We start from the raw sequence: 1,879 nt of genomic DNA on the forward strand, positions 1-1,879 counted from the left end.
CCACACGTCTGAGTTATCTTCAAAAAATTGGAGAGCCTGCTCAGGATATTTCCTAGTCAACTTCCAGAAGTTGGGACTGCCCATCAGATGAGAAAGAAGCCCAATGCCAACAACACCTATGATCGCATACCAATACCATTCCACGCGAAATCCTTACTACTTAGGCCGCAAACAACCCTTTCCCTAATACACATGTTTTATTGATACTAGTGAATATCACAACACTATTCACGCATAAGTGATGGATTGGATTCCCCTCCTGCTGGTTCACAAATGAACCGTTCTGGCCAAGACTGGTCGGGCAACAGAGGAGGAAGTACCATGGACGAACTTCACATCATTGGGGTCGATCTGGCCAAGCACGTTTTTCAGGTTCACGGATCTGACAAATCAGGACGCGTTTTGTTTCGTAAGAAATTATCGCGGCCACAGTTTGCGAAGTTCCTGACGGAAATACCTGTTTGCATCATTGCCATGGAAGCCTGTTCGACAGCCCATCATTGGGGCCGTGAAGCTCAGGCCCTTGGCCTCAAAGTGCTGTTGGTACCGCCGAACTACGTCAAACCCTTTGTGAAGCGTCATAAAAATGATGCGGTAGACGCTGAGGCTATCGTTGAAGCGGCCCTGCGCCCCTCAATGAGCTTTGTGACAGTGAAAACAAAAGAGCAGCAGGCGCAGGCTGTGATCTTCAGAACGCGGGATCTGTATCTGCGCCAACGTACGCAATTGATCAACGCTCTGCGCGGACATCTGGCTGAATATGGCGTGTTGCTGCCTTCGTCGCGCGCAAGTGTTACTCGCATGGTGGCCGCTCTTAGCGAACACTCTGACGAGCTACCTGCGCCGGTTCGTACGATGGCTAAATGTCTCGCGGACGATATCGAAGCTGTCACGAAGCAAGTCGAACAAATTGATAAGACCTTGAAAAAAGTAGCCCTCGCATCTGCTGAAGCACGGCGGTTGCGCACTATGCCTGGCGTAGGCCCTATCACCGCAGTTGCGATTAAAGCGTTTTGTCCCGACCCTAAGAGTTTCAAGCATGGTCGCGGGTTTTCCGCATGGCTCGGCCTTGTACCACGGCAGATTTCCTCAGGCGGAAAGGAACGCTATGGCAGGGTCACCAAGATGGGACAGCGCGACATTCGCCGATTGCTAGTGACTGGCGCAATGTCAGTGATCAGCGCGGCGGCGAAAAAAGGGCGTTGCGACGATCCTTGGCTTGCGAATATGCTATTAACGAAGCCACGCATGGTTGCGGCTGTTGCACTTGCAAATCGAATGGCGCGCCAATTGTGGGCCATGATGGTGACGGAGAAGAATTACGAGATTCGCGCTGCTGCTTGAGATAGCCGCCGCCGGATACCAGCAGGACTGAGAGGACGAAGGGAAAGTTACGGAACACGGATCATGAGATCAGTTCGGAAAACCCAGAATAACAGGTAGGCCGTCTTGAGGCCGCATAAGTGATTGGGAGCCGACTAGCGTATCTCCATAAAGGCCCGCCGCCAAGTGTCGCGGCACTCTGAGGCCGGACACCTGACTGCACCCGATCAGTGTTTACAAGACTTACCGTCGCTCATTCAGGCCAGGGGAATCCACACCCCCTGTTATGTACCTTACCGGACACCCCCCAAAACCAACCCGCTGACCAATTCCGCATATTTCTCGCGCTCGGCCGTTCCTGCCCCGCCGTTCCACATAAAGAACCAGTTCAGCATGCCGAACACTGACATCGTCACATCGCGCAAGCGGGTGCGATCATCGGTCAATTCAGGTGCGCAACCTACCAGAATATCGCTCAACTGGCGCACCATATCGCGCTGATAGCCCTTTAGAACGCCCTGCTGTTCAATCGGCAAAAGGGCAATCCCTTCGGTCT

Annotated in this window: 1 protein-coding gene and 1 pseudogene; one reads left to right on the top strand and one right to left on the bottom strand. The window is 52.9% G+C overall.

Annotation, left to right across the window (positions count from 1 at the left end):
* The first annotated feature begins 321 nt into the window (after positions 1-321).
* Entirely contained in the window at positions 322-1,344 is a 1,023-nt protein-coding gene (locus tag WBC85_RS14485) for an IS110 family transposase (RefSeq protein WP_424438712.1), read from the top strand.
* A 272-nt stretch (positions 1,345-1,616) separates the two neighbouring features.
* Here the strand turns inward: WBC85_RS14485 and WBC85_RS14490 are convergent.
* Positions 1,617-1,879 (bottom strand): annotated as a pseudogene (locus WBC85_RS14490) (TetR/AcrR family transcriptional regulator); the annotation flags it as partial.

It is taken from the genome of Planktotalea sp., assembly GCF_049680325.1.
In the GTDB taxonomy this organism is placed as follows: domain Bacteria; phylum Pseudomonadota; class Alphaproteobacteria; order Rhodobacterales; family Rhodobacteraceae; genus Planktotalea.

Bases quoted from the DNA above. Each gene is read 5' to 3' on its own strand.
- WBC85_RS14485 (WP_424438712.1), top strand. From the start codon at position 322: ATGGACGAACTTCACATCATTGGGGTCGATCTGGCCAAGCACGTTTTT.